The sequence below is a fragment of the Gemmobacter nanjingensis genome (assembly GCF_014652195.1).
Lineage (GTDB): Bacteria > Pseudomonadota > Alphaproteobacteria > Rhodobacterales > Rhodobacteraceae > Gemmobacter > Gemmobacter caeni.
This window is the reverse complement of record NZ_BMYI01000008.1, coordinates 63,347-82,428: the sequence shown is the minus strand read 5'-3', so window position 1 is coordinate 82,428 and position 19,082 is coordinate 63,347. Positions and strand designations below refer to the sequence as shown.

The window sequence follows — 19,082 nt, the reverse complement described above, 5'->3', positions numbered from 1 at the left end:
TCACGGAAATTTTCGGCGGAGGGATTCATGGGCGGGGACGTCGATGTTGTTATTGTCGGTGCCGGAGTTGCAGGTCTGGCTGCGGCGCGCGCCTTGCGCACGGCGGGGCTGAGTTTCACGGTGATGGAGGCGATGGGCCGGATCGGGGGGCGGGCCTGGACCACGACCGCCGATTTCGGCGTGCCTTTCGACGTCGGCTGCGCCTGGCTGCATGCCGCCGATCGCAATCCCTTCTTTCCCGAAGCACAGGCGGCGGGCTGGACGCTTTATCATCACGACATGGGGTTGGATCACCTGTATTTCGGATCGCGCCGGGCCTCTGATGACGATCTGGCGCGGATGCGGGCGGCAGAGCGGGCGATGGCAGATTGCATTGCCGCGCACCAAGGGGCGGAGGACCGGCTGTCCGCGGTGCTGGCGGATTGCCATTATCTGCGCGCCTCGTCGACCTTTGCGGGGCCGATGGATTTCGGCGCCGATGATGACGAAATCTCCATCGCCGATTTCCGGGCAGCGGCGGATCTGGACCCCAATTACTTCACACGGGAAGGATTTGGTGCGCTGATCCACCATTGGGGGGCCGATGTGCCGGTGTGGCTGCGCACGCCGGTGCGGCAGATCCGCTGGGACGGGCCGGGGGTCGAGGTGGAAACCGATCGGGGTACGCAGCGCGCACGGGCTGTGATCGTGACCGTCTCGACCGGGGTGCTGCAATTCGATGGCATCACCTTTGCCCCTGCGCTGCCCGAAGCACAGCAGGAGGCGATTTTCGATCTGCCGATGGGGCTGCTGACCAAGATCCCCGTCGCGGTCAGTGGCACGCGGCTGGGCCTTGCGCCCTTCGACGATCTGCTGATGGAGCGCCATGCGCGGCATGATCTGTACTTTCTGTGCTTTCCTTTCGACCTCGACCTGATGGTCGGATTCGTCGGCGGCGATTTCGCATGGGAGATCGAGGCGGCAGGGGCCGAGGCCGGGGTGGACTTCGTCTGCGACCGGCTGGCCGACATGTTCGGCTCGGATGTGCAGCGCCATATCGGGCGGGGCGCAATGACACGCTGGGGCGGCGAGCGCTGGGTGCGCGGGGCCTATGCGGCGGCGCGGCCCGGCAAGGCAGGGGCACGGGATGTGCTGCGAAAGTCTGTGGGCGACCGCATCTGGTTCGCGGGCGAGGCGCTGGCGGGGGCTGGCCTCGTGCAGACCGCCGGCGGTGCCCGTCTGTCGGGGGAGGCCGTCGCGCAGGCGGTCGCGGCCCGTTTGTCAGTGGTGGTCTGAGGGGTCTTCCGACAGGCGCGGCAGCATGGCTGCACGCGACTGCGAGGCGAATTCGCGCCGGATCAGCGTGGCGAATGTTGCCGTCATGGTCAGGAACAGCCCCCAGGGCCCGACCAGCCAGCCCAGAGCGCCGATCGCGAAATAGACCGAGCGCAGGCCCCGGTTGTAGTTCTTGGCAGCGGTGATGTTCACCTCGGCGGCGCGGGCGGCGCGGTCATAGGCGGCGGGATGCTCCGGATCATTCGGAACCGACGCCATCAGAAGCGAGCAATAGCCGAACAGCCGGTGCGACCAGACGAATTTCAGGAAACCGTTCACCACGAAGGACAGGATGAAGACGATCTTCACCTTCATCACCAGCGCCGGATCATCATGCAGGGAAAACGCAACGGCCAGCCCCTCCAGCGGGGCGGTATCGCCCAGCAATGCCAGGCCACCGCCGAGCGCCAGCATGCAGGTCGAGGCGTAAAAGGTGATGCCCTGCCGCAAGCCATCCAGCACCGAGGCATCATACATGCGCGGCTGCCGGGTCACGAATTCCCGCATCCAGTCGCGCCGGTAATATGCCATGATGACCGAGACCGAAGGGTGCCGCCCATTCGGGCGTTCTATGGTCAGTTGCAGCACAATCACCCCGGCCAGCGTATAGGCCACGGCAAGCATGTCGGCGGTCGAGAACTGAAGAAGAAGTGTCGGCAGGTCCATCAGGCGTTGATAGACCAAAGCCTTGGCTTGCCAAAAGCAAAAATTGGTTATACTTTTTTACCAATCAGGGAGGTCTGCCATGGATATGCCAAGGCCCGATGCCGCGATCCTGTCGCGCAAGGCGCGGATTGTCGCGCGTCTGCGCGAGGTTCTGCCCGCCGATGCGGTGGTGGATGACCTGCATGAACTGCGCGCCTACGAATGCGATGCGCTGTCGGCCTATCGCTGCCCGCCGCTGGCGGCCATCCTGCCGCGCAGTACCACTGAAGTCGCCGCCGCGCTGAAAATCTGCCATGACGAAGGTGTGCCGGTGGTGCCGCGTGGTGCGGGCACCTCGCTGGCGGGCGGGGCGCTGCCCACTGCGGACAGCGTGATTCTGGGCGTCGCGCGGATGAATGCGGTGCTGGAGGTCAGCTACACGGACCGTTTCATCCGCGTGCAGTCGGGCCGCACCAACCTGAGCGTTTCGGGCGCGGTGGAGGAAGCGGGGTTCTTCTACGCCCCCGATCCCTCCAGCCAGCTCGCCTGTGCCATTGCGGGCAATATCGCCATGAACTCGGGCGGGGCGCATTGCCTGAAATACGGCGTGACGACCAATAATCTGCTGGGTGTGACCATGGTGTTGATGGATGGCACGGTGGTCGAGATCGGCGGGCCGTGGATGGATGCGCCGGGGCTGGATTTGCTGGGCGTTGTCTGTGGCTCGGAAGGGCAGCTGGGTGTGGTGACAGAGGCCACGCTGCGCATCCTGCCCAAGCCCGAGGGCGCGCTGCCGGTGCTGATGGGATTCGATTCGTCCGAAGTGGCTGGTGCCTGCGTGTCGGACATCATCAAGGCGGGCGTGCTGCCTGTCGCCATCGAATTCATGGACCGGCCCTGCATCGAGGCCTGCGAGGCTTTCGCCAGGGCGGGCTATCCGATGTGCGAGGCACTGCTGATCGTCGAGGTGGAGGGATCGGAGGCCGAGATCCGGCACCAGCTTGACCTGATCATGCAGATCGCCCGGCGGCACAACCCGGTGGAACTGCGCGAAGCGGCGGACGCCGATCAGGCGAAACGCATCTGGCTTGGCCGCAAATCGGCTTTTGGCGCCATGGGGCAGATCAATGATTACATGTGCCTTGATGGCACGATCCCGGTGTCGAGCCTGCCTTTCGTGCTGAAACGCATTGGCGAGCTGAGCCGTGATTTCGGGCTGGATGTGGCCAATGTCTTCCATGCCGGGGACGGCAACATGCATCCGCTGATCCTCTATAATGCCAATCTGCCGGGCGATCAGGAGAAATGCGAGGCGCTTGGCGCTGAGATTCTGAAGCTCTGTGTTGAGGTGGGCGGCTGCCTGACCGGCGAGCATGGCGTGGGGATAGAGAAGCGCGACCTGATGGCGGTGCAGTATGGCCCCACCGATCTGGAGGCGCAGTTGCGGGTGAAAGACGTGTTTGACCCGAAATGGCTGCTCAATCCCGCCAAGGTTTTTCCGTTGCAGGTGACGGCCAGTCGTCGCGCGGGTTGAAAGCTTGGCGGGGGCTGTCTGCCCCCCACGGCCTTCGGCCCCCCCCCCCGAGGATATTTTTGAACAGATGAACGAGATGCGGCCAGCAAGCGAAGCGGAACTTTGCGAGATCATCCGGGCGGCCTCGGGGCCGCTGGTCGTGCGTGGCGGCGGCACGCGTGGGGCTTTGCCTGCGGGAGCGGTCCTGGAAACCGGCGGGCTGAACGGGGTCACGCTGTACGAGCCGGGCGCGCTGACGCTGGTGGCCGGGGCGGGGACGCCGGTCGCGGAACTGGAGGCGCTGCTGGCCACCGAGGGGCAGCGGCTGGCCTTCGAGGTGCCGGATCTGCGCGGACTGCTGGGGCGCGAGGGGACTTCGACCCTGGGGGGTGTCGTGGCCGAAAATGCCTCGGGTCCGCGCCGGGTTTCGGTGGGGGCCTGTCGCGACTTCTGCCTCGGCGTGCGTTTTGTCGACGGGCGCGGCGAGGTGATCCGCAATGGCGGCCGGGTGATGAAGAACGTAACCGGATATGATCTGGTGAAGCTGCTGGCGGGCAGCCGGGGGCGGCTGGGGGTCTTGACCGAAGTGGCCCTGAAGGTGCTGCCCCGCCCCGAGACGGAGGCGACGCTGTGCCTGTCCGGGCTGTCGGATGCGCAGGCTGTGGAGGCGCTGTCTGCCGCGCTGGGATCGCCCTATGAGGTCACGGGGACGGCGCATCTGCCGGGGCAGGGGACTTACCTGCGGATCGAAGGGTTCGAGGGATCGGTGCGCTACAGGCTGGAGCGGCTGCGCGCGGTGCTGGCATCTTACGGTGCGGGGGTGGAGGTGGCCTCGCCCTGGGCGGCGATCCGCGATGTCACGGCGCTTGCAGGGCGCCCCGGAGATCTTTGGCGGCTGTCCCTGCGCCCCTCCGAGGCGCCGGGCGTGGTGGCGCGTCTGGGGGCCGAGGCGGTCGTCTATGACTGGGGCGGCGGGCTGGTCTGGGCGCTGATGGCGCCGGGCAGCGATGTTGTCGGGCGGCTCGGCGCCTTTTCCGGCCATGCGACCTGTCTGCGGGGGGGAGTGGCAGGCCCGGAGGAGCCGCCGACGATTGCCACATTGACCAATGGCCTGCGTCTGCAGTTCGATCCGCGCGGGGTTTTCGCATGACGCTGCCATTCTGGGCAATGCAGGCCGGGCCGCCGGTCGTGGTGTATCTGTTGTTGTGCCTTCTGCCGCGCGGCTGGCCCTTCTGGGGTGGCTGCTTTCTGGCGTTGCTGGCAATGGGCGTGCTGTATCTGCGGGCTCTTGGGGCGGAAAACCTGCCGGGGCAGGTTCAGGCCATGGCGCTTGGTGTAGCCATCGCGCTGGCCGGGCTGGCACAGACGCTGCGGCAGGTTCTGCCTGCCCGGTTTTATCCGCTGGTGGTGATCGGGCTGCTGGCCATCCCCGGCGCCGGGCTTTATCTGACGGGACTGATCTGAAATGCAGACGAGCTTTACCCCCGAGCAACTGAAAGATCCCGGCATTGCACGGGCGAACCAGATCCTGCGGACCTGTGTGCATTGCGGCTTCTGCACCGCGACCTGCCCGACCTATCAGGTGTTGGGGGACGAGCTGGACAGCCCGCGCGGGCGCATCTACCTGATCAAGGATATGCTGGAAAGCGGGCGGCCTGCCGATGCGCAGACGGTGAAGCATATCGACCGTTGCCTGAGCTGCCTGGCCTGCATGACCACCTGCCCGAGCGGGGTGCATTACATGCATCTGGTGGATCACGCGCGGGAGTATATCGAGCAGACCTATCGCCGTCCCTGGCACGACCGGGCGCTGCGCTGGCTCCTGTCCCGGATCATCCCCTATCCGGGGCGGTTCCGGCTGGCGCTGCTGGGCGCCAAGATGGCGCGGCCCTTCGCGCGGCTGCTGCCGGACCGGCGATTGCGGGCCATGATCGCCATGGCACCGAAGCAGGTGCCTCCGGTCAGTCGCAATGACGATCCGCAGGTGTTTGCGGCGCAGGGCGCGGCGCGGATGCGGGTGGCGCTGCTGACGGGCTGTGCGCAAAAGGCGCTGAACACCGACATCAACGAGGCCACCATCCGGCTGTTGCGCCGGCTGGGGTGCGAGGTGGTTGTGGCCAAAGGCATGGGTTGCTGCGGGGCGCTGACGCATCACATGGGGCGCAGCGGCGAAAGCCATGCGCAGGCCGGAGCCAATATCGCGGCCTGGATGGTGGAAAAGCGTGGTGCGGGGCTGGATGCGGTGGTCATCAATACCTCGGGCTGCGGCACCACGGTCAAGGATTACGGCCATATGTTCCGCAACGATCCCTTGGCGGGGGATGCGGCGGCGGTGTCTGCCATGGCGCTGGACATCAGCGAACTTCTCGCAAGGCTTGGACTGCCCGAGGGTGCGCCGAAGGGGCTGCGTGTGGCCTATCATGCTGCCTGTTCGCTGCAACACGGGCAACAGGTGAAGACCGCGCCAAAAGACCTGCTGAAACGCGTGGGGTTCGAGGTGGTGGAACCTGCCGACAGTCATCTGTGCTGCGGTTCGGCCGGCACCTACAACCTGTTGCAGCCCGAACTTTCGGCTGAGTTGAAGCGCCGCAAGGTGGCAACGCTGGAGGCGAAGGCGCCGCAGATCATCGCGGCGGGCAATATCGGCTGCATGATGCAGATCGGGTCGGGAACCGGGGTGCCGGTGGTTCATACGGTCGAATTGCTGGATTGGGCGACCGGCGGTCCGGTGCCGCGCGCCCTTGCCAGCGGCGGGCTTTTGTCACAATCCTGAGGGGTGTGCCGCGATACGGCCACAGGATTGCCCTGCGGGGCCGCTAGGCCGGGGGAATGATGATCCGACGCGCCCTTCTGTTATTGCTGCTGTGCGCCTTGCCTGCCGGGGCGCAGGACAGCCATTTGCGCAGCTTGCAGACGGGCGATGACAGCAGGGGCTGGAATGCGGTGGGGCGGCTGAACCTTGGCCGGCGGGGCTTCTGCACCGGGGCGCTGATCGCGCCGGATCTGGTGCTGACTGCCGGGCATTGCCTGTTCGACAAGGAGACTGGCGCCCGCATCGACCCGACCACCATTGAATTTCTCGCGGGCTGGCGCAATGGCCGGGCCGAAGCCTATCGTGGTGTGCGCCGTGCGATTGCGCATCCCGATTTCGTCTATGGCGGGGACGAGCGGCTGGACCGCGTCAGTCACGATCTTGCGTTGATCCAGCTGGACCGCCCGATCCGCATGCCTTCGATCGAGCCGTTTGGGATCGGGGATCAACCGCTGCGGGGGGATACTGTCGGTGTCGTATCCTATGCGAAGGACCGGGCTGAAGCGCCGTCGATGCAGGATGCCTGCGAGGTGCTGGGCCAGAAGCCTGAAATGCTGGTGCTGAGCTGCGATGTCGATTTCGGCTCGTCCGGCGCGCCGGTGTTTTCGATGCTGGGCGGTATCGCGCGTGTTGTTTCGGTCGTTTCGGCCAAGGCTGAAGTTGAGGGGCGCAAGGTTGCGCTGGGCACATCGCTGGCCAAGCCGCTGGAGGATCTGCGGCAGGCGATCTCTGCCGAAGGGCGACCGGGGAAGGTGCGGGTGCTGTCGGGCGGCGGTGCCGGAAACTTCTTCAAGCCCTGAGCTTTACGGGGCCGGGGGAAACAGCCGCAGCAGATGCCGGGTGGCCCGTTCTGCGCGGACCTTGCACTCAGTATCGTTCAGCGCCGGAATGGCGCCGATAACGCGGCGCAGTTGAAGATCCCCTGCCAGCAGGGCCAGCCAGAGGTCGGCGAGCGCCTCGGGTGTTTCGTCGCCGGGGGCGATCTGGCACGCAGCCGCCATGCGGGCGATCAGATCGGCGATGCGCGGCATGACCGTGGCGCGGCCGCCTGCGGCAAGTTCGGCCCCCAGCGCGCCAGTGGCATCGGCTGCCGCTGCGCGATTGAGCGCGACCGCCCGCGGCCCGGTCAGCAGCGCCAGCAGGCTTTCGCCTACGGCAATCAGCGTCGCGGCTCCGGCGGTGCCTGCCTGTCCGTCCAGCACCTGCTGCACCGTTTCCGCATTCCGGGCGATCAGTGCCCGGAACAGGCCGGGCTTGTCGCCGTACCAGCTGTAGAGCGTTTCCATCGACGCGCCCGCGCGCCGGGCCAGCGCCTGCATCGTGGCCCCGGCGTAGCCCTTCTCCTCCAGCAAGGCATAGGCGGCATCCTCGATCTGGGTCTGGCGGCGCAGGCGGGCCTCTTCGCGCATGGGTGTCTCCGGTTCAGCTTCGGCGGGTAACCAGCACAAGCGATACCGCCGTGGCGAAAAGCGCAAGTCCTGAGGCGATGCAGCGCAGCAGGTTGGCCTGTTGCCATGGGCCGGAATAATCAGCCCAGATCCGCGCGGCCTGGTCCGGGGTGAGTGGCAGGCTGACCTGCGCCAGAGCCTGATTCATCGGGATATTCACCTGTGCGGTGAACAGCGTCACGCCCAGACCGTAGCAGGCCAGCGCGATGGCCAGTGCCATGGCCGCGCCCCTTACCTGCGTCAGCATGGCTGTGGCGAGGGTGATCAGCAGCGCCACAGGCGTGCCGAAATAGCCAAGGCCGAAGGCCATATTGCGTACCGAGGCATTCATGGCCTGCATTGCGGCGATGGCGGTTTCCGGCTCGATCCGGTCCAGCCCGCGCAGGGTCGATACGCTCCAGGCATAGAAGAAGCCGAAGATCGCGCCGCAGCCCAGAAGGCTAAGGAGGGTGAGGCAGAGAAGGGGAAGGTTGCGCATGGCGGTTCCGAAATAACCGTAATTGGTATTTCGGATAATCCGTAATTTAAGTTACGGATTCGGTCAAGCGTCGCAGTAATGCAAAACGCGCCGCCCACGGGGGCGGCGCGCCTTGCCTTTCAGCGATCGACCGGAGGGGGTCAGTTCGCCATGGCAAGCTGTTTCGGCAGGCGGAAGGTCCAGACCGTGCCGCCCTGATTAAGGTAGTTCACCTTCTTGGCGACCTCACCACCCCACAGCGGAACGGCGCCACCCCAGCCCGACACGACCGAGACATATTGCTCGCCGTCGGCTTCCCAGGTGACCGGCTGGCCGACGATGCCCGAGCCGGTCTGGAACGACCACAGCTTTTCGCCGGTGGTGTCATCCAGCGCGATGAACTCGCCTTCAGGTGTCCCGAAGAACACCAGACCGCCGGCCGTGGTCATCACGCCACCCCACAGCGGGGCCTCGTTCTTGTATTCCCACTTCCATTCGCCGGTGGCCGGGTCGATGGCCTTCAGGCTGCCGATATGATCTTCGTAGTTCGGCTTGATGGTGAAGCCCGATCCCAGATAGGCGGCGCCCTTCTTGTAGCTGACCGGCTCGTTCCAGATATCCATGCCCCATTCGTTCGAGGGAACGTAGAACAGGCCGGTATGCTGGCTGTAGGCCATCGGCATCCAGTTCTTGCCGCCAAGGAACGAAGGCGAGGCAAAGACCATTTCACCTTTGGCGCCATCGGCGGCCTTGGACGGATCGCCGGGGCGGTTCTCTTCGTTGAAGATCGGGCGGCCGGTCTCGTCGATGCCCTTGGCCCAGGTGATGTCCTTCACGAAAGGCCAGGCGTTCAGGAACTTCCCGTCCTCGCGGTTCAGGACGTAGAAGAAGCCGTTCCGGTCGGCGGTGGCGAATTTCTTCGCGCCGTCCTTGTCGGTGAAGGCCACGACCTCGTTCACGCCGTCATAATCCCAGCCTTCGCGCGGGGTGGTCTGGAAGTGCCATTTGATCTCGCCGGTCTTCGGGTCCATCCCGATGCGCGAGGCGGCATAGAGATTGTCGCCCTTGTTACCCTCGACCGGGGTGCCCGCGTTGCGCAGGTGGCTGTTCCAGGGGGCGGGGTTGCCTGCCCCGAAGATCAGCGTGTCGGTTTCGATATCATACGAGCCGCCAAGCCAGGTCGCACCGCCGCCGGTTTTCCACATGTCGCCCGGCCAGGTCGCGTTGAGCGTCCCGGTCATGGTGCTTTCCTTGCCCATGTAGGTGCCCATGTTGCCTTCGATGGTCGGACGGGTCCAGACCAGCTCGCCGGTATTGGCATCCCGGGCCTGCACCTCGCCAATGATCCCGAATTCGCCACCCGAGTTGCCGGTGATGACCAGCCCGTTCACCACCAGCGGCGCGGCGGTGTAGCTGTAGCCTTCCTTGTAGTCGGCGATCTTCTTGTTCCAGACCACGTCGCCGGTCTTGGCGTTCAGTGCGACGATCCGTGCATCCAGCGTGCCGAAATAGATATTGTCGCCATAGATGGCGGCGCCACGGTTGATGACGTCGCAGCAGGGCAGGATGCCCTCGGGCAGGCGGGCGTCGTATTGCCAGACTTCCTTGCCGGTCGCCAGATCCACGGCATAAATCCGCGAATAGGAGGCGGTCACATACATCATCCCGTCATAGACGAGCGGCTGCGTTTCCTGCCCGCGCTGTTTTTCCCCCCCGAACGAGAAGGCCCAGGCTGGCACAAGGTTCTTCACATTGTCCTTGTTCAGCGTCGTCAGCGGGCTGAAGCGCTGGAGGTCGCGGCCCATGCCGTTGGTCAGCACGTCACCCGTCGATTCGGCGTCCTTGGCGAGATCTTCCTCCGTCACGCCCGAAAACGCCGGGGCGGCGGCCAGCACTGCGGCCGTCACGGCCACGATAAAGCGGTTCATCTGTTTCCTCCCTTGGATGATCCGTCGGAGACCTCAGCGCCTCGCTCCCTCCTGCGGAGACACGGTTCTCGGGGGGTATCATCGTCCCGGTCACGGGGGCGTGAAAATTGCACCATGGTCGTAAGGGGGCAGGGCAGGCAGCAAAACGGCCCGGCGCACCCTCCTGCGCCGGGCCGTTCCGGGCTTGCGCCGGGGGCGTTTAATGCGCCGCGCTCTGGCGCAGCCAGGTCAGGATGAATTCCTGCTCCACCGGGTCGGTGATCCCGACATGACGCATCCGGGTGCCGGGGATCAGGCCCTGATTATCCTCCATCCAGGCCCGGATCGCGCCTTCGGTCCAGGTGATGCCCGCCGCTTTCAGCGCCGCGGAATAGGGGTATCCTTCCACCGATCCGGCCTTGCGGCCAATGATACCCTCCAGCGGCGGGCCATAGCTTTTGTCTTTACTGTCAATGGCATGGCAGCGGCGGCATTCGGCGTCAAAGAACTTTTGCCCGGCCTCGGCCTTGATGGCGCCGACATTGGGGCTTTCGGCCAGTGCCGGTGCCGCGGCCAGCAACAGCGTGATGAGAGAGATGCGGAGGGTCATGCCCGTCTCCTGTCTTTCGGGAAGCGCGTTTCCTGGTCCCGGTATCGCGCCGCGTCAGGGTGGGGGCGTTGATGCAGGTCAAGCCCCGCCTCGTGCTTTGGTCGTAGTTCGCGCGGACCCGCCCCGACGCTTTGGTCGAATAGGCATCCGGTCATTGCCTGCTATCCTGTACGGCAAGCTTTGGGAGGAGCCGATGAGTTTCACGCGCCACATGATCGCCGCCACCGTTCTGGCGCTGTCCTCCACGACCGCATGGGCCGGGGACATGATGTTGCGCATCGCGACACAACTTTCGGGTACGGTGAACTGGGAACTGACCACGCTGCATGAACGCGGCTTCGACACCGCCAACGGCTTCCGGCTGGAGGTGCAGGATGTCGCCGCAGGCCCCGCCGCGCAGGTGGCGTTTCAGGCAGGCGAGGTGGATGCCATCGTGTCGGACTGGCTCTGGGTCGCGCGCAAGCGGGCGGAGGGCGAGGATTATGTCTTCATCCCCTACAGTCGCGCGGTGGGGGCGCTGCATGTGCCAAAGGACAGCAAGGCGCAGGGGCTTGCCGATCTGAAGGGCGGCAAGATCGGCATAGCGGGTGGGCCGGTCGACAAAAGCTGGCTGATCCTGCGCGCTTACAGCCGCAAGGAGCTGGGTTTCGAGCTTCAGGAGGCGACAGAACAGGTGTTCGGTGCGCCGCCGCTGATCTTTGAAACCGCGCTTGCGGGCGAGTTGGATGGCGCGGTGAACTTCTGGCATTTCGGCGCCAAGATGGAGGCGGCGGGAATGCGCCCGCTGATCACCGTGGCCGAGGCGGGTGCGGCGCTGGGGCTGGACCCGGATACGCCGCTGCTGGGCTATGTGGTGCGCGGCGATCTTCTGCGGGACAAGCCCGCGCTGGTGCAGGGATTTGCCGCGGCCAGCCGCGCCACCAAGGAGGTTCTGGCAACTGATGATGCGGCATGGCAGGCGCTGCGGCCGCTGATGAATGCGAAAACCGATGCTCAGTTCGAGGCGCTGAAGGCGGGCTTCCGCGCAGGCATTCCCGCGCCCGGCCCGGTGGACGAGGCGGCGGCAGGGCGGCTGCTGGCGATCATGGCGGACCTCGGCGGCGCTGATCTGGTCGGCAAGATGGACAGCCTGCCGGGCGGTGTGTTCCTTGCTCCCGGCGGCTGAGGCTCCGGTGGCCGAAGCGCTGGCGCTGCGGCTTGCCCGTGCCGGGCACGGGATGGTGCAGGTGCTGGGGCCGCTGGATCTTCGGCTGGCCGCTGGGGAAACCGTGGCGATCTGTGGACCATCAGGGGTGGGAAAGACCACGCTTTTGCGCATCCTCGCGGGGCTGCATCGTGACTGGCAGGGTAGGCTGACGCTTCCCGGTCGGCTGGCGATGGTGTTTCAGGAACCCGTTCTGTTGCCCTGGCGCAATGCGCAGGACAATCTCACTCTTGCCACCGGCTGCGATGTCGGGGTGGCGCGGGCAGCGCTGGCGCGTGTGGGTCTGGCTGACAAGGCCAGGGCACTGCCCGGCGCGCTGTCGCTGGGCCAGCAACGGCGACTGGCGCTGGCGCGTGCCTTTGCCGCGCAGCCCGATGTGCTGCTGATGGATGAACCTTTCGTGTCGCTGGACCCGGCGCTGACCGACGAGATGATGGCCCTGCTGGAAGCGGAACGTGCACGGCGCCCCATGGCCACAATCCTCGTGACCCATGCCCCGGCAGAGGCGGCGCGGCTGGCCGACCGCCTGCTGCGCCTGGAGGGCAGCCCCGCGCGCCTAGTCTAGAACATTGGCGCGTATTTCCAGTTGTCGGCATCCGGCGTGACCTCATCAAGGTCGTAATCCGCCGCGCGCAGCCGCTGGGCCACGGAAAGGCCCATATCCGCCGCCCGATCCACCAGTGCGCGCCCCGCTTCCTCGTCCCGCCGCGTGCCCCGGCCGCGCATCTGGTCCAGCCCGTAGTTGAACATGCCGACCGGATCGCCCGCCTCGGCGGCCATGCGGTCATAATCCGCTGCCGCATCGGGGTCCTCCGGCGCGCCAAAGCCATTGTCCTCAAGATAGGACATCCATGTCATCGCGCCGGTGTAGCCGTCGGCAACGCAGGCTTCGAACAGCCGCCGCGCCATTTCGTGCTGGCCCGATTTGGTCATCAGATAGCCGGAGGCGCAGGTGGTCATCGAGGTTTCGCCTTCCATCGCGTCGGTCAGTGCGCGATTCAGCGACAACTCCTCGGGGTTCAGCGTGCCCTGCTCCGGTGCCTCGGCAAAGGCGGGCAGCGTGGACAGGGCCAGGCAAAGCACGGCGCGATTGATCATGGCAGTTTCCTCATCCCGGTAGGACAGCATAACGCCGAATCGGCCGTTACCCCATGCGACCATGGTCGCCCGCCGGGACACCTAATTCCCGTTTGGCGGGGGGGGGGCGCGGTAAGTGGCGGAATGTCGCAGGGCAGGGCGCGAAGCCATGCCGCAGTCCGGTAACAAAGAGGCCCGAAAAGACGAAAGCCGCGCAACCTGATCGGGTTGCACGGCTTTTCGCAAGTCTTGGTGCCCAGAAGAGGACTCGAACCTCCACGCCTTGCGGCACTGGTACCTGAAACCAGCGCGTCTACCAATTCCGCCATCTGGGCGATGTCGTGACGCGGCTTCTATGCGGGCGCCGGAGGGCTGTCAACAGACGAAATCAACAGATGAAATGCGGCGCCGGAAAACCAAAAGGCCCGGCGCCTTTGCAGGAGCCGGACCTTTTGGTCTTGGTGCCCAGAAGAGGACTCGAACCTCCACGCCTTGCGGCACTGGTACCTGAAACCAGCGCGTCTACCAATTCCGCCATCTGGGCGATGTCGTGAGCCGGTATCTACGGATGCCGCGCGGGGGTGTCAACAGGGGGAATCGCAAAATCTTCACAGGATTTGCGACTTGTTTGGAAATCCCCTTAAAGTTATGGAGACAGGCGAAAATGCAGCATCCGGGAAGGGCTCGTAGCATGAGCAAGCTGGTCACGATCTTCGGGGGTTCGGGCTTCGTGGGGCGCTATGTGGCGCGGCGCATGGCGAAAGAAGGCTGGCGCGTGCGCGTGGCCGTCCGTCGCCCGAATGAGGCGCTGTTCGTGCGCCCCTATGGCGTTGTGGGCCAGGTGGAGCCTGTGCTGTGCAACATCCGTGACGATGCAAGCGTGCGTGCGGCGCTGGCCGGTGCCGATGCCGTGGTGAACTGCGTGGGCATCCTGAATGCCGTCGGCAAGAACAGCTTTGATGCCGTGCAGGCCGAGGGTGCGGGCCGGGTGGCCCGGCTGGCGGCCGGGGCGGGTGTGACCCGTCTGGTGCATATCTCGGCGCTGGGTGCCGAGAAGGACAGCGACAGCGATTACACGCGCACCAAGGCCGAGGGCGAGGTCGCCGTTCTGGCTGCCTTCCCATCTGCGGTGATCCTGCGGCCCTCGATCATCTTCGGGAACGAGGATGGCTTCTTCAACCGCTTCGCCGCCATGGCGCGGATGACCCCGGTGATTCCGATGTTCGGCGCCGCGACCCGGTTCCAGCCCGTGCATGTCGAGGATGTGGCCGCGGCCGCCGTGAAAGGCGCCCTGGGTCAGGCCGCGCCGGGCATCTATGAACTGGGCGGGCCGGATGCCGAAAGCTTCCATGACCTGATGAAGGGCATGCTGCATGTCATCAATCGCCGTCGCCTGTTGCTGCCGCTGCCGCGTTTCGTCGGCCGGCTGATTGCCTTCGGTTTCGATGTGGTGCAGGCGGTCACGCTGGGCCTGATCGAGAACAAGGTTCTGACCGGCGACCAGCTGAAGAACCTTTACCGCGACAATGTGGTGGCGCCGGGCGCCAGGGGCTTCGCCGATCTGGGCATCCAGCCCGCCGCCATGGGGGCGGTGCTGCCCGATTACCTGTGGCCCTATCGTCCGTCCGGCCAGTACGACGCGATCAAGGCTTCGGCGAAGAACCTGCGCAAGGCCTGATCCATGGCTGACCAGTCGCTGCTGAGCGCCGCGGTCCTCGGCATTGTCGAGGGCCTGACCGAGTTCATTCCGGTCTCCTCGACCGGGCATCTGCTGCTTCTGGGGCATTTCATCGGCTTCGAAAGCGCGGGCAAGACCTTCGAGGTGGTGATCCAGCTGGGCGCGGTGCTGGCTGTGCTGTCGGTCTATTCGGCGAAGCTGTGGCAGGTCTTTTCCACCGCCCGCACCGACCCCAAAGCATTCCGCTTTATCATCGCGGTGGCGCTTGCCTTTCTGCCCGCCGTTGTGGTGGGCGTGCTGGCGCATGATTTCATCAAACGCGTGCTGTTCGAAACCCCGATGCTGGTGGCGATCAACCTGATCTGGGGCGGGGCGGTGCTGCTGTGGGTCGACCGCATGAAGCTGGAGCCCCGCTATGAGGACGCCATGGATGTGCCGCTGGGCGTGGCGCTGAAAATCGGCCTGTTCCAGTGCCTTGCGATGATCCCCGGCGTCTCGCGGTCCGGGTCGACCATCGTCGGTGGGCTGCTGATGGGCGTGGGCAAGCGCGGTGCGGCGGAGTTTTCGTTCTTCCTGTCGATGCCGACCATGGGGGCGGCCTTCGCCTATGACCTGTGGAAAAGCCGGCACATGCTGGACAGCAGTGCCATGACCGAAATCGCGGTGGGTTTCGTGCTGGCGCTGATCTCGGCGATTCTGGTGGTGAAATGGCTGCTCGGCTACGTCTCGCGCCATGGCTATGCGCTGTTCGGCTGGTGGCGAATCATGGTCGGCGCAGTGGCTTTGACGGCGCTTTCATTGGGGTTTTGATTTGATAGGTAAATTGTGCTGACCTAAATTCTGGAATTTAAGTCAGCACATCAGACGTTTTTCAGCAAAAAGCTGTATTTAGGTCAGTTTTGCTGACTTTTATTCGAATCCGGCCCGGAGTATCAATGCGCACCCACCGATTTGCCGAGGGAGGCGTGGCTCATGGCCAAGGAACGGATGCTTCAGTTTGTGACCGTCGAACGGGAAATGCCCGAGAAGCGTCCGGCCGATCTGCGTGCGCAGGATTTCCATGAAATCTATCGGGAATTTGCCGCACAGAAGGCGGCGGAACAGGCCAGCCGGTGCAGCCAGTGCGGCGTGCCCTATTGCCAGTCGCATTGCCCGCTGCACAACAATATCCCCGACTGGCTGCGCATGACGGCCTCGGGCCGTCTGGAAGAAGCCTATGCGCTGAGCCAGGCGACCAATACCTTCCCCGAGATTTGCGGCCGCATCTGCCCGCAGGACCGGCTGTGCGAAGGCAATTGCGTGATCGAGCAATCGGGCCATGGCACCGTGACCATCGGCTCGGTCGAGAAGTACATCACCGATACGGCCTGGGAAAACGGCTGGGTGAAGCCGGTGAAACCGGCCGTGGAACGCGCTGAAAGCGTGGGTATCATCGGCGCGGGTCCGGGCGGGCTTGCTGCGGCCGACATGCTGCGCCGCAAGGGCTTTCAGGTCACGGTCTATGATCGCTATGACCGCGCGGGTGGCCTGCTGACCTATGGCATCCCCGGCTTCAAGCTGGAAAAGCCGGTGGTCATGCAGCGCATTGACCAGCTGGAAGCCTCGGGCGTGAACTTCGTGATGAACTGCAAGGTCGGCGAGGATCTGAGCTTCGATGCCATCCGGGGCCAGCATGACGCGGTGCTGATTGCGACCGGCGTCTACAAGATGCGCGACGTCGGCGGGCCGGGTGTCGGCCAGAAGGGCATTGTACAGGCACTGGATTACCTGACCGCCTCGAACCGCAAGAGCTTTGGCGATGAGGTCGAGGCCTTTGACAACGGCGATCTGGATGCCAGCGGTAAGCGCGTGGTGGTGATCGGCGGCGGCGATACGGCGATGGACTGCGTGCGCACCGCGATCCGTCAGGGCGCGACCTCGGTCAAGTGCCTCTATCGCCGCGACAAGGCCAATATGCCGGGCTCGCGCCGTGAAACGCAGAATGCCGAGGAAGAGGGCGTCGAATTCGTCTGGCTGGCGGCGCCCAAGGGCTTTGCCGGGAATGGGGCGGTTGAAGGCGTGATGGTGCAGAAGATGCGCCTTGGCGCTCCTGATGCGACCGGCCGCCAGACCCCCGAGGTGATCGAGGGCGCGGATTACGTCGAACCCGCCGATCTGGTGATCACGGCACTTGGGTTCGAGCCGGAGGATCTGCCGGTGCTCTGGGGCGTGCCGGAACTGGCCGTGACCCGCTGGGGCACCGTCAAGGCAGATTTCCAGACCCATCAGACCGCGCTTCCGGGTGTGTTCGCGGCGGGAGATATCGTGCGCGGCGCCAGCCTCGTGGTCTGGGCGATCCGCGACGGACGCGAGGCGGCCGATGCGATCGAGGCCTATCTGGCGCAACCCGCCAGCGTCGCCGCCGAATAAGGGCTGGCGCCGGGAATCCCTTGTCTGCCGTGTGATGCGGCAGTCTTTCTGACCTGAAAAGAGAGGGCCCGATCATGGGCGAGACGGCACCAGCATCGGCGGAAGGCAGCGCAGCGGCGCCTTCGTCGCGTGCTGCCCGCCCGGATGTGGAAATTTCGACGCTGCGGGATGACCGTGCGCTGCGCGTCTGGCGTCATCGCGGGCGCGGGCGCCGTCTTGTCGTCTGCTTTTCGGGGGTGGGTCGCTATCAGCGCCGCCCGCCACGGCTTGAATTTGCCAAAACGGCCAGCGCCTCGGGGCGCGATCATGTGCTTTACATCGCCGATGTCCGCCGCAGCTGGCTGAACGCCCCGGGGTTGATCGAGGAGGTCGTCGCCCTGGTCGAGGCCGAGGCGGTCGAGGTTGGCGCGACCCAGGTGGTCAGCATGGGGCATTCACTGGGCGGCTTTTCGGCTCTGGCCCTGGGCGGCTTCACGCGTGTGGACAGCGCGCTGGCGCTGTCGCCACAGCTTTCGGTCGATCCGGCGGTGGTGCCGGACGAAACGCGCTGGAAATCCTTTCGCGACCGGATCGAGACTTATCGCATTTCCGATGTGCGCAGTGTGATGGCACGGGCCACCCAGCATTACATCATCTATGGCACCCACCGTTCGGAGCGCGCGCAACTGCGGCTGCTGCGCCCGGCAACGAATACGCATTGCTTCACGCTGCCCGGTGTGCGGCACGATACCGTCATGCGCATGTTTCATGCGGGTATTCTGGATGATGCGGTGCAACTGGCCTTCGGGCGGCGCACCCGCCGGTTACGGAAAATGCTGTCTGACGCGCTGGATGGCGTGCAGCTTGCAGTTCCTGTCGAGGAGGACGCGGCATGAAATACGGGATCGTCTTGTTTCTGGCACTGGCGGCGTCTCCGGCGCTGGCAGGAAGTTTCACGCCCCCGGCGGGCTGCGAAACCTATCTGACAGTGCAATCGCGCGGCTGCCGCGTCTCGAACCACTATACCTGCACGGCCGATCAGCCCGGCGACAAATGGCGTGCCGACTTCGATCAGGAGGGGATCTTCTTCCTGAGCCGGATCGACCGGGAAACCCAATGGGTTGAAAGCTTCGAGATGAACCCGCGTGTGCGGCAGACGCTGGATGCCAACCCCGCCGACCCCGCCAGTTTCGATGCGCTGCTGGGCGGACGTGACGATTTCGATTTCCGGCTGTCCAAAGACGATGGCTCGCGCAGCCATGTCACCGGCTATGACGCACTGACCGGCAAAAGCTTTGTGATTGACGGCGTGACACTGCAGCAGACCGAATTCGAGTTCACTGAAACCGATCTCGACGGCAATGTCATGCGCCACGCGCGCGGTAACGAATACATCCATCCCGAATGGCGGATGTTCTTTGCCGGTCCGTCGGAATGGGATGAAAACGGCGAGTGGTTTCCTTCGGATGGCAGCCCGGTGCAGTTCATCCAGCCGGGCGAGCCGGGCTTTGCCGCCACCCAGCCGATTTTTGAATGCGGTGCGCTGATGTCTCAGGCGCCGGGGAACCCGTTGCTGCAAAAGGTGCGCCATGAGCCATGATCTGACCGGACATTGCCTGTGCGGAGCGGTGCAGGTGACCGTGCGCAACCCCGCGCACGAGCTTGGGGCCTGCCATTGCGCCATGTGCCGCCGTTGGACCGGGGTTGCCTTTGTCACACTGGATGTACCCGAGGCCGATCTGACCGTGACGGGCAGTGAACACATCCGCTCCTACGCCTCCTCGGACTGGGCTGAGCGCAGCTTCTGTGGCACCTGCGGGTCCGCGCTGTGGTATCGGCTGAAGCCGGGTGTGGGGCCGACCGATTATTACATGGCTGCGGGCCTTCTGGACGATCTGTCCGGGCAGCGGCTGGAACGCGAAATCTATATCGACCGGAAGCCCGGAGCCTTTGCCTTCGCCGGTCCGACCCAGCAGATGACCGAGGCCGAGTTTCTGGCCACGTTGCAAGCCAATCCCGAGGAGTAAGC

General features: G+C 65.0%; 20 protein-coding genes and 2 tRNA genes. 14 read left to right on the top strand and 8 right to left on the bottom strand.

What is annotated here, in order from left to right; genetic code table 11:
* The first annotated feature begins 27 nt into the window (after positions 1-27).
* The gene (locus IE126_RS13900) at positions 28-1,275 is read left to right on the top strand and encodes a flavin monoamine oxidase family protein (RefSeq protein ID WP_189381356.1); all 1,248 of its coding nucleotides are present in this window, start codon (positions 28-30) and stop codon (positions 1,273-1,275) included.
* On the opposite strand, the gene IE126_RS13895 is transcribed toward IE126_RS13900, so the two are convergent.
* Positions 1,261-1,980, bottom strand: a complete 720-nt coding sequence (locus tag IE126_RS13895) for a DUF599 domain-containing protein (RefSeq protein ID WP_108130098.1) — start codon at positions 1,978-1,980, stop codon at positions 1,261-1,263. The genes IE126_RS13900 and IE126_RS13895 overlap by 15 nt on opposite strands.
* A 79-nt stretch (positions 1,981-2,059) precedes the next feature.
* On the opposite strand from IE126_RS13895, the gene IE126_RS13890 reads away from it, so the two are divergent.
* The 5 genes from IE126_RS13890 (at position 2,060) to IE126_RS13870 (ending at position 7,084) form a co-directional block, all read left to right on the top strand.
* Positions 2,060-3,493, top strand: coding sequence for an FAD-linked oxidase C-terminal domain-containing protein (locus IE126_RS13890; protein WP_189381355.1), 1,434 nt, complete (start codon positions 2,060-2,062; stop codon positions 3,491-3,493).
* 76 nt (positions 3,494-3,569) lie between these two features.
* Entirely contained in the window at positions 3,570-4,622 is a 1,053-nt protein-coding gene (locus IE126_RS13885; protein ID WP_189381421.1) for an FAD-binding protein, read from the top strand.
* Positions 4,619-4,936, top strand: coding sequence for a hypothetical protein (locus IE126_RS13880; RefSeq protein ID WP_145693645.1), 318 nt, complete (start codon positions 4,619-4,621; stop codon positions 4,934-4,936). The genes IE126_RS13885 and IE126_RS13880 overlap by 4 nt, the downstream gene beginning before the upstream one ends.
* Position 4,937: 1 nt before the next feature.
* The gene (gene glcF, locus IE126_RS13875; protein WP_108130050.1) at positions 4,938-6,245 is read left to right on the top strand and encodes a glycolate oxidase subunit GlcF; all 1,308 of its coding nucleotides are present in this window, start codon (positions 4,938-4,940) and stop codon (positions 6,243-6,245) included.
* A 56-nt stretch (positions 6,246-6,301) separates the two neighbouring features.
* On the top strand, positions 6,302-7,084 hold the full coding sequence (locus tag IE126_RS13870; RefSeq protein WP_407646037.1) for a trypsin-like serine peptidase: 783 nt from the start codon (positions 6,302-6,304) through the stop codon (positions 7,082-7,084).
* A gap of 3 nt (positions 7,085-7,087) precedes the next feature.
* Here the strand turns inward: IE126_RS13870 and IE126_RS13865 are convergent, their stop codons facing one another.
* From IE126_RS13865 to IE126_RS13850, 4 genes are all read right to left on the bottom strand, one after another.
* Positions 7,088-7,693: a TetR/AcrR family transcriptional regulator gene (locus tag IE126_RS13865; RefSeq protein ID WP_108130049.1), complete on the bottom strand. Its 606-nt coding sequence runs from the start codon at positions 7,691-7,693 to the stop codon at positions 7,088-7,090.
* 13 nt (positions 7,694-7,706) lie between these two features.
* Positions 7,707-8,210 carry an anthrone oxygenase family protein gene (locus tag IE126_RS13860; RefSeq protein ID WP_054303897.1) on the bottom strand — a complete coding sequence of 168 codons (504 nt, stop codon included), beginning with the start codon at positions 8,208-8,210 and terminating at the stop codon, positions 7,707-7,709.
* A gap of 140 nt (positions 8,211-8,350) precedes the next feature.
* Positions 8,351-10,117 (bottom strand): PQQ-dependent methanol/ethanol family dehydrogenase, encoded by a 1,767-nt coding sequence (locus IE126_RS13855; RefSeq protein WP_108130047.1) that lies wholly within the window; start codon positions 10,115-10,117, stop codon positions 8,351-8,353.
* Positions 10,118-10,316: 199 nt separating this feature from the next.
* Positions 10,317-10,706, bottom strand: a complete 390-nt coding sequence (locus tag IE126_RS13850) for a c-type cytochrome (RefSeq protein ID WP_108130046.1) — start codon at positions 10,704-10,706, stop codon at positions 10,317-10,319.
* A 193-nt stretch (positions 10,707-10,899) separates the two neighbouring features.
* Here IE126_RS13850 and IE126_RS13845 point away from each other — a divergent pair, with 193 nt between their 5' ends.
* Together IE126_RS13845 and IE126_RS13840 are read left to right on the top strand one after the other, a co-directional pair.
* Positions 10,900-11,871, top strand: a complete 972-nt coding sequence (locus IE126_RS13845; protein WP_189381353.1) for an ABC transporter substrate-binding protein — start codon at positions 10,900-10,902, stop codon at positions 11,869-11,871.
* 7 nt (positions 11,872-11,878) lie between these two features.
* Entirely contained in the window at positions 11,879-12,475 is a 597-nt protein-coding gene (locus IE126_RS13840) for an ATP-binding cassette domain-containing protein (protein WP_308429981.1), read from the top strand.
* On the opposite strand, the gene IE126_RS13835 is transcribed toward IE126_RS13840, so the two are convergent.
* From IE126_RS13835 to IE126_RS13825, 3 genes are all read right to left on the bottom strand, one after another.
* Positions 12,472-13,008, bottom strand: coding sequence for a tetratricopeptide repeat protein (locus IE126_RS13835; RefSeq protein WP_308429980.1), 537 nt, complete (start codon positions 13,006-13,008; stop codon positions 12,472-12,474). The genes IE126_RS13840 and IE126_RS13835 overlap by 4 nt on opposite strands.
* 229 nt (positions 13,009-13,237) lie before the next feature.
* Positions 13,238-13,322 (bottom strand) — tRNA-Leu (locus IE126_RS13830).
* Between the two features lie 124 nt (positions 13,323-13,446).
* Positions 13,447-13,531: transfer RNA gene (locus IE126_RS13825), tRNA-Leu, on the bottom strand.
* 147 nt (positions 13,532-13,678) lie between these two features.
* Here IE126_RS13825 and IE126_RS13820 point away from each other — a divergent pair.
* The 6 genes from IE126_RS13820 (at position 13,679) to IE126_RS13795 (ending at position 19,080) form a co-directional block, all read left to right on the top strand.
* Positions 13,679-14,665 carry a complex I NDUFA9 subunit family protein gene (locus IE126_RS13820; protein WP_189381352.1) on the top strand — a complete coding sequence of 329 codons (987 nt, stop codon included), beginning with the start codon at positions 13,679-13,681 and terminating at the stop codon, positions 14,663-14,665.
* A gap of 3 nt (positions 14,666-14,668) precedes the next feature.
* Positions 14,669-15,475, top strand: a complete 807-nt coding sequence (locus tag IE126_RS13815) for an undecaprenyl-diphosphate phosphatase (RefSeq protein WP_189381351.1) — start codon at positions 14,669-14,671, stop codon at positions 15,473-15,475.
* A gap of 162 nt (positions 15,476-15,637) precedes the next feature.
* Positions 15,638-17,074 (top strand): NAD(P)-dependent oxidoreductase, encoded by a 1,437-nt coding sequence (locus IE126_RS13810; protein WP_054303890.1) that lies wholly within the window; start codon positions 15,638-15,640, stop codon positions 17,072-17,074.
* Between the two features lie 74 nt (positions 17,075-17,148).
* Positions 17,149-17,949 (top strand): alpha/beta hydrolase family protein, encoded by an 801-nt coding sequence (locus tag IE126_RS13805; RefSeq protein ID WP_054303889.1) that lies wholly within the window; start codon positions 17,149-17,151, stop codon positions 17,947-17,949.
* Positions 17,946-18,653, top strand: a complete 708-nt coding sequence (locus tag IE126_RS13800; protein WP_189381350.1) for a hypothetical protein — start codon at positions 17,946-17,948, stop codon at positions 18,651-18,653. The genes IE126_RS13805 and IE126_RS13800 overlap by 4 nt, the downstream gene beginning before the upstream one ends.
* The gene (locus IE126_RS13795; RefSeq protein ID WP_054303887.1) at positions 18,643-19,080 is read left to right on the top strand and encodes a GFA family protein; all 438 of its coding nucleotides are present in this window, start codon (positions 18,643-18,645) and stop codon (positions 19,078-19,080) included. Before IE126_RS13800 ends, IE126_RS13795 begins: the two co-directional genes overlap by 11 nt.
* The last annotated feature ends 2 nt before the right edge of the window (positions 19,081-19,082 follow it).

What these genes read in the sequence shown, in the direction of transcription:
- glcF (WP_108130050.1), top strand. Translation starts at nt 4,938, where the DNA reads ATGCAGACGAGCTTTACCCCCGAGCAACTGAAAGATCCCGGCATTGCA.
- IE126_RS13850 (WP_108130046.1), bottom strand. Translation starts at nt 10,706, where the DNA reads ATGACCCTCCGCATCTCTCTCATCACGCTGTTGCTGGCCGCGGCACCG.
- IE126_RS13900 (WP_189381356.1), top strand. Translation starts at nt 28, where the DNA reads ATGGGCGGGGACGTCGATGTTGTTATTGTCGGTGCCGGAGTTGCAGGT.
- IE126_RS13835 (WP_308429980.1), bottom strand. Translation starts at nt 13,008, where the DNA reads ATGATCAATCGCGCCGTGCTTTGCCTGGCCCTGTCCACGCTGCCCGCC.
- IE126_RS13815 (WP_189381351.1), top strand. Translation starts at nt 14,669, where the DNA reads ATGGCTGACCAGTCGCTGCTGAGCGCCGCGGTCCTCGGCATTGTCGAG.
- IE126_RS13845 (WP_189381353.1), top strand. Translation starts at nt 10,900, where the DNA reads ATGAGTTTCACGCGCCACATGATCGCCGCCACCGTTCTGGCGCTGTCC.
- IE126_RS13805 (WP_054303889.1), top strand. Translation starts at nt 17,149, where the DNA reads ATGGGCGAGACGGCACCAGCATCGGCGGAAGGCAGCGCAGCGGCGCCT.
- IE126_RS13895 (WP_108130098.1), bottom strand. Translation starts at nt 1,980, where the DNA reads ATGGACCTGCCGACACTTCTTCTTCAGTTCTCGACCGCCGACATGCTT.
- IE126_RS13865 (WP_108130049.1), bottom strand. Translation starts at nt 7,693, where the DNA reads ATGCGCGAAGAGGCCCGCCTGCGCCGCCAGACCCAGATCGAGGATGCC.
- IE126_RS13885 (WP_189381421.1), top strand. Translation starts at nt 3,570, where the DNA reads ATGCGGCCAGCAAGCGAAGCGGAACTTTGCGAGATCATCCGGGCGGCC.
- IE126_RS13820 (WP_189381352.1), top strand. Translation starts at nt 13,679, where the DNA reads ATGAGCAAGCTGGTCACGATCTTCGGGGGTTCGGGCTTCGTGGGGCGC.
- IE126_RS13810 (WP_054303890.1), top strand. Translation starts at nt 15,638, where the DNA reads ATGGCCAAGGAACGGATGCTTCAGTTTGTGACCGTCGAACGGGAAATG.
- IE126_RS13870 (WP_407646037.1), top strand. Translation starts at nt 6,302, where the DNA reads ATGATGATCCGACGCGCCCTTCTGTTATTGCTGCTGTGCGCCTTGCCT.
- IE126_RS13860 (WP_054303897.1), bottom strand. Translation starts at nt 8,210, where the DNA reads ATGCGCAACCTTCCCCTTCTCTGCCTCACCCTCCTTAGCCTTCTGGGC.
- IE126_RS13795 (WP_054303887.1), top strand. Translation starts at nt 18,643, where the DNA reads ATGAGCCATGATCTGACCGGACATTGCCTGTGCGGAGCGGTGCAGGTG.
- IE126_RS13880 (WP_145693645.1), top strand. Translation starts at nt 4,619, where the DNA reads ATGACGCTGCCATTCTGGGCAATGCAGGCCGGGCCGCCGGTCGTGGTG.
- IE126_RS13855 (WP_108130047.1), bottom strand. Translation starts at nt 10,117, where the DNA reads ATGAACCGCTTTATCGTGGCCGTGACGGCCGCAGTGCTGGCCGCCGCC.
- IE126_RS13800 (WP_189381350.1), top strand. Translation starts at nt 17,946, where the DNA reads ATGAAATACGGGATCGTCTTGTTTCTGGCACTGGCGGCGTCTCCGGCG.
- IE126_RS13890 (WP_189381355.1), top strand. Translation starts at nt 2,060, where the DNA reads ATGGATATGCCAAGGCCCGATGCCGCGATCCTGTCGCGCAAGGCGCGG.